Source organism: Syntrophorhabdaceae bacterium, assembly GCA_028713955.1.
Lineage (GTDB): Bacteria > Desulfobacterota > Syntrophorhabdia > Syntrophorhabdales > Syntrophorhabdaceae > UBA5609.
On sequence record JAQTNJ010000191.1, the window covers coordinates 1 to 6105 of the forward strand.

Annotated in this window: 6 protein-coding genes; 5 read left to right on the plus strand and 1 reads right to left on the minus strand. The window is 47.2% G+C overall.

The features are described from left to right. Positions 1-59 precede the first annotated feature (59 nt). Complete coding sequence (locus tag PHU49_13310) at positions 60-470, plus strand: hypothetical protein (protein ID MDD5244986.1); 411 nt, start codon at positions 60-62, stop codon at positions 468-470. Positions 471-739: 269 nt separating this feature from the next. On the opposite strand, the gene PHU49_13315 is transcribed toward PHU49_13310, so the two are convergent. Beyond that, complete coding sequence (locus PHU49_13315; GenBank protein ID MDD5244987.1) at positions 740-1264, minus strand: PaaI family thioesterase; 525 nt, start codon at positions 1262-1264, stop codon at positions 740-742. 215 nt (positions 1265-1479) lie between these two features. Here PHU49_13315 and PHU49_13320 point away from each other — a divergent pair, with 215 nt between their 5' ends. From PHU49_13320 to PHU49_13335, 4 genes are all read left to right on the plus strand, one after another. After that, a complete protein-coding gene (locus PHU49_13320; protein MDD5244988.1) occupies positions 1480-1998 on the plus strand; it encodes a nitroreductase family protein in 519 nt (172 codons plus the stop codon). 451 nt (positions 1999-2449) lie between these two features. Next, a complete protein-coding gene (locus PHU49_13325; GenBank protein ID MDD5244989.1) occupies positions 2450-3034 on the plus strand; it encodes a hypothetical protein in 585 nt (194 codons plus the stop codon). Between the two features lie 254 nt (positions 3035-3288). Next, entirely contained in the window at positions 3289-5259 is a 1971-nt protein-coding gene (locus PHU49_13330; protein ID MDD5244990.1) for a PAS domain S-box protein, read from the plus strand. Beyond that, a partial coding sequence (locus tag PHU49_13335) for a response regulator (protein MDD5244991.1) occupies positions 5252-6105 on the plus strand: 854 nt, incomplete at its 3' end. The genes PHU49_13330 and PHU49_13335, both read left to right, overlap by 8 nt.

The window sequence follows — 6105 nt, forward strand, 5'->3', positions numbered from 1 at the left end:
CGGCATGAAGACGTCAATGAGCAGAAAGGGTAATCATTCAAAAAACAAGAGGTGAAGTTATGGTAGAGCCAGAACAAATCGTTCCAGAAAAAAAAGCAGACGGGAAAAAGGCATTGGATTTTGTTAATGTCGTAAAAGCTTTAAGGGTTTTGATAACAAAAGAAGAATTCCCTCATGACAGAATCACCAAGCTGTTAGGGATGGCTCAAAGACACGGTGAATGTTTTTGCGAAAGCTGCCAGGAAGAAAGAAAAAAGGAAAATCAGAGATTTAGTCGGTCTTTATCAAAAATAGTGCGGTTTAGGCAAGAGTATTATAATGCCGGACGTAATGGCGAGTTTGAGGAAATGGTTAAGATTGCCAGAAAAGGAACAGAACTCCTCTTTTCCCTTCAGCGAGCAGGTCTGGATGACGCTGAATTGATAAGGGCAATAATAAAGATATATCGAAAAAAAGTAATATTTATTTGAAGCACTGCAAACGGCCTATGTGTTTAGGTCGTTTTTTTGTTAATCGTAAAGTGCTGTTTGTGAAATGTAAAAGCCTCATAGAAGAATCTTTAACTCAGGGCAGTTGGGGACGGCAGTTGGGGACATAGTTGACTAACGTGACTAACTTTTCTATTACCGGTATGCAAAAGAAGAAGAGGGTTGACTGTGGGGAAATCAAAAAGAAAAGAAAAGGGTCAGATACTGTCATCAAAGTCAAGCCCCCTGCTTCCTGTCCATCGGTAACTTTGTTAATGGTACGAGGTCTTGTTTCTTGCATCATTCGATAGCATACCCTCCGTTAACTGAAAGAGGGCGCGTACCTCTGGAGAAACGCCTCTAAAATCAAGGTGCCTGATAATATCCTCTACGGTGAATCCCTTTGTTTTGCGGTAAAAGCCATGCGCCTTTGCACAGACATGTCCGGATGCATTCTCTATGAGCCCTGAGACATTGTATGTGCCGTGAACCGAACGAAGCACCTGTCCCTTCGCACGATACGCTTCTCCGCAAATGATCGGTCTTCTGAACTCGACTTCGATCTTGGAAGTTGCCGTTATGATCTTCGTTTCCATGAACAGCGCCCACCACATAACCTCGTCAAGAATCCCTGAGACAATGCCTCCGTGCATCACCCCATCGTAGCCCTGGTATTTCTGATCTGCGGTAAATTCACAGAATACGGCCCCGTCTGCATGCTGGAGCCCGAGGGCAAGTCCGCCGGTTGCCGGTCCACAAAAGAAGCACTTCTTATAGCCGGGGAGCAGTCCTGTCATTGACGTTAAGAACCTCCTTTTCTCTTTTATACCTCTTTTCTGTATTTTTCTATAATCAAAAGTAGTTTTCAATACATTTTTTGATCATGTATGTGAGGTCATCTCTTTTTCCCCTCTTTTATTTTTATTCAATTCAATATATAAAATACATATAATGAAGGGGAGACGAACCGTAACGCGGGTCGATAGAGTTTGAAAATTCCAGGAGGGCGTCCATGATCGATATTTTACGCTCACGGCGGAGCATCAGGAAATATCAGGACAAGGTAATTGAGGGGAAACACCTTGAAGCGCTGAAGGAGGCGCTCCTCCGCTGTCCCTCGTCCCGGGGGATCAATCCCTGGACATTCATCTTTGTCGATGATCCCGAAACCATCGCCGCGCTTGCCCGGTCAAAGGAGCACGGTTCTCAGTTTCTCAAAGGGGCGCCCCTTGCCGTTGTTATATGCGGCGACGAAACAAGGTCCGATGTCTGGGTAGAGGACTGCTCCATCACGTCCATTGTGCTCCAACTCACGGCCCATTCCCTGGGCCTCGGCAGCTGCTGGGTTCAAATCCGCTTAAGGCCCCACTCAAAGGATGAAACGGCAGAGGCATACATTCAGGAACTCCTCGGCATCCCGCCGCACATAAAGGTTGAATCCATCGTCGGCATCGGCTATCCCGCCGAAACCAAAGCACCCATCCCCGGAGATCAGCTCGATTACGCAAAGATACGTTTCAACAGGTTCTGAGAGATCTCAACCATCATAGATCGGTATCGTGATCCTCTCGATCCTCATGTGCTGCTGCGCCCCGAACCCGTCCGGGGCACCGGTGGGGTCTTTCAATCCAGCAGATCATATGATCTGGTCTCCTCATGGCGCGTCCCCTCCGTAACGAGCATCCAGCATCAAGCGACCAGTCTCCTTCCGCCTCACGGCTGTTTTTCCCTCACGCTTTACCCTTTCCGGGATATTATGTTTTCTGCTCTTCTCACCTTCTCACCCTCTGCCCTTCCGTTCCTCTTCCGCCTCATGAGAGTTCTCAGATTGACAAATCGGTCATTCATGCTATTACCATAGTATATACCCCTGTGACCGGTTGTTCCCGAAACGCTATTTTGTATTGCAGGAAACAGGAGACCGTAGCCTCATGGCAAAAGGCATGAGTGTTTTATGTATTCCCAATGAGGAGGTATGAACAATGGAAGAAAAAGAACTGACTCAAAGACTGTATGAGATATTTGAGGCGACAATACCTGCTTTGGAAAATATCTCAAAAGGGTTTATCACGCAGGATCAAACAATACTGAAACAGGGTGAACAACGTTTCACGGCAATACTTTCCTCGAATCTGTCATCCTTTGAGGACATTGCGGCAAAAGAACAGAAGGACGAGGTGGACAAAAAGTTTCTGAGCCTGTTGGTCCCCCTTCAGAATATTGCTTTAGCGGTGCGGAACCTGACCGCCAAGAAGAAGACGATACTGTCGAATAATATTATGCTCAACGTGAAGGCTACCATGGAGATAACGGAGCTTTCAACAGCAATGAAAAAGCAATTCAGGGACACAAAAGACTTCATTTTCACGAGAAATCCTGTTCTGAAAGAGAACATCAGAACGGGGATGGAAAGGATTATCGAGATGGCCGACGCGGCGGCATTGATGCACGAGGGTAGGCTCATCACGGGCGTGTGCATGCCAAAGGCATCCTACCTGTACCTTCCACTCATAGCCTCTTTTAAGAGGATAGCGGAGGAACTTGTCAATTTTTCAGAGATGATATGAATCAGTTCACGGTCCCTGACTATAATTTTCTGCCTGTCCATATTCAAAAAGTACAAAGCATGGTGAAAGATCAATGTACGGAAATCAAGACAGTATAACCTCAATGTTGAGCCGGTGATTGACAGGATAATAGCGGAGGAGGAGGATAAAAAAACGTATCGTTATAATATGTTGGCTTGCATTATTTTATTTTTCTGATATATTTATAACAACTTGCAGCTTTGTTAACCCGATAAAAAAGGGGTATGGTGGGAGTGGGAATATCTGAATCTGCACTGGAAAAAATAAAAAAGACGCTTCAAGAAAGTGAAACCAGGTACCGTTTGTTGTTCGAAAATTCAATGGATCCTGTCTTCCTCATGGAGGATGGGAGATTTATAGATTGCAACAAGGCGGCCCTCGAAATGCTGCACTGTCCACACAAGGATCAGATAGTAGGGCTCCGCCCATCTCAGATATCCCCGGGAAAACAGCCCGATGGTCGGCTCTCCGAAGAGAAAGAAAAGAAAGCCATCTATTTCGCGGACAAGAAAAGGAAGGACCAATTTGAATGGGTCCACCAGACCTTTGACGGCATAGACTTCTGGGTTCAGGTTTCTCTTACCATAGTAACTGTTAATGGAAAATTAATAACCCATATTCACTGGCGCGACGTCACCAAGCAGAAACATATGGAAGCAGAGATCCGGGAAAGCGAGGATCGTTACCGCTCGCTCTTTGATCTTGAGTCGGATGCCATTTTCCTCATCGACAGCGAAACAGGGCAGATCCTCGAGGTTAACAACGCCGCAACGTCTCTCTACGGGTACAGCAAGGAGGAACTCCTCCAGAAAAAGAATACCGATCTCTCGGCCGAGGAGCAGGAAACACGAAAGGCCACGCTGAAAGAACTGACCGTGATCCCCCTCCGCTATCACAGGAAAAAGGACGGCACCGTCTTCCCCGTCGAGATCACCGCCACACACCTGTCCTGGAAGGGACGGAGGTCACACCTTGCGGCCATCCGCGACATCACCGAGCGTAAAAAGATTGAAGACGCCCTGAGAAAGAGCGAAGGGGACTACCGTAACATCTATGACAACGCCATGGTGGGGATCTATCAGAGCACCCCCAAGGGAAGATACCTGCGGGTCAATCCGGCACTGGCATCGATACACGGGTTTTCCTCACCCGAAGAGATGATACGTACCGTTACAAGCATCGGCGAGCAGCTCTATGTGAATTCTGAAGACCGCAAAAGATACATGAAGCTTCTCGATAGGGACGATATGATACGCGGTTTTGAAGCACAACTGTACCGTAAGGATAAGAGCAACGTCTGGATCTCAATGAATGTACGGGTTATCCGTAACCCGGATGGCTCAATCGCCTACTATGAAGGTATTGTTGAGGATATCACCTTGCGCAAACAGGCAGAAGAAAAGCTCCATACACTCCTCTCCGAGCTTGAGAGCAAAAACAAAGAGCTTCGCAAGGCATACGAGGATCTCAAAATGTCAGAGGCAATGCTTATCCAGTCAGAGAAGATGGCGTCTCTCGGGCAGCTTTCTGCCGGGATCGCCCATGAACTGAAAAACCCCCTTAGCATCATCCTTCAGGGGATCGCATATGTCCAGTCATCAGTCGAAGACAGCACGCTCATCGATGCCTGCGAAAGGATAAAAAAATCGGCCATCCGGGCAGATATAGTAATTCAGAACCTCCTCAGTTTTTCACGACAGACACCTCCTTCCTTCACCGAGGCGGATATGAACATTCTCATTGAGGAAGCCCTCGCAATGGTAGAGCACCAGATGAACCTGCAAAACATAGAGATTATACGGAATTATTCCCACCGCATCTCTGCGGTACTGGCGGACGACAACCAGATCAAGCAGGTCTTCATCAACGTATTCATCAATGCATCCGAAGCGATGAAAGGCGGAGGCGCCATCACCATCACAACCACAACGGGATCGGGCAAAGACGGGGAACCATGCGTCGAAGTTGCAATAACGGATACGGGAACGGGGATACCCGAAGAGATTATTAATAATGTCTTAGATCCCTTCTTTTCGACAAAAAAGGGCTCCGGGGGTACGGGGCTCGGCCTATCCGTCACAAAAGGGATCATCGACCGTCATCACGGCAGTATTGCCATCAGCAGCAAAGAGGGGGCAGGCACAACCGTGACGATCACCCTGCCGTGCAATCCATCGAAAAAGGGGAACACCCTCGATGGATAAAAAAAAGATCCTTCTTATTGACGATGAAGAGGACTTTTGTTTCTTTGTAAAACTGAACCTTGAAAGAACGGGGGAATATCAGGTCTTCACGGCCACGGACGGCATTGAAGGCATCAGGCTGGCGAAACAGCTTAAACCCGATCTCATATTCCTCGATATCGTCATGCCGAAGATGGACGGCGGGCGGGTTGCGGAGATCCTCCTTGAGGATGAATCAACGAAAAATATCCCCTTTGTTTTCGTTAGCGCAGTGGTCAAAAAAGATGAACTTGTAAAACGCGGAGGGGAGATCGGCAGAAGGGATTTTATTACCAAGCCGGTCGTATCGAAGAATCTCATCGAAAAGATCGAGCAGGTGCTGGCTGGTAATCATTACTCTCTCATTGCAATTCCATTAATACTGGGGCACTTCACCCCCGTCCAGCACATGCTTCTCATGGCGCTATTTGCGGTAATGCTTTTTTTTGCATCAATCTCTACCAGAAACACGGCTTATGCCAGTTCAACAAAAACAAAGATCATGGTATCCGCAAGGATTCCGGCATTGACAAGTCTTAAAATACTCCATCAGGTGCGTGAAGTAATTATTACCGATGCGGATATACATAAAGGCTACATAGATATAAAAAGTGCCTCACGTATCCAGATCAGGAATAACAATCCGGCCGGCTATATGCTCACCTTTCAGGGCATTGAATGGCCCTTCAGGGAAATTCACATCCAGGGATTCACCAACGAGATCTGGATAACTTCTGGAAACGCTTTTGTACACCAGCCATATAATCGCGGCACCATCACCGTCGAATTAAACTACCGATTTCTCCTGACTGAAGACGCAAAACCCGG

Bases quoted from the DNA above. Each gene is read 5' to 3' on its own strand.
- PHU49_13310 (MDD5244986.1), top strand. From the start codon at position 60: ATGGTAGAGCCAGAACAAATCGTTCCAGAAAAAAAAGCAGACGGGAAA.
- PHU49_13315 (MDD5244987.1), bottom strand. From the start codon at position 1,264: ATGACAGGACTGCTCCCCGGCTATAAGAAGTGCTTCTTTTGTGGACCG.
- PHU49_13320 (MDD5244988.1), top strand. From the start codon at position 1,480: ATGATCGATATTTTACGCTCACGGCGGAGCATCAGGAAATATCAGGAC.
- PHU49_13325 (MDD5244989.1), top strand. From the start codon at position 2,450: ATGGAAGAAAAAGAACTGACTCAAAGACTGTATGAGATATTTGAGGCG.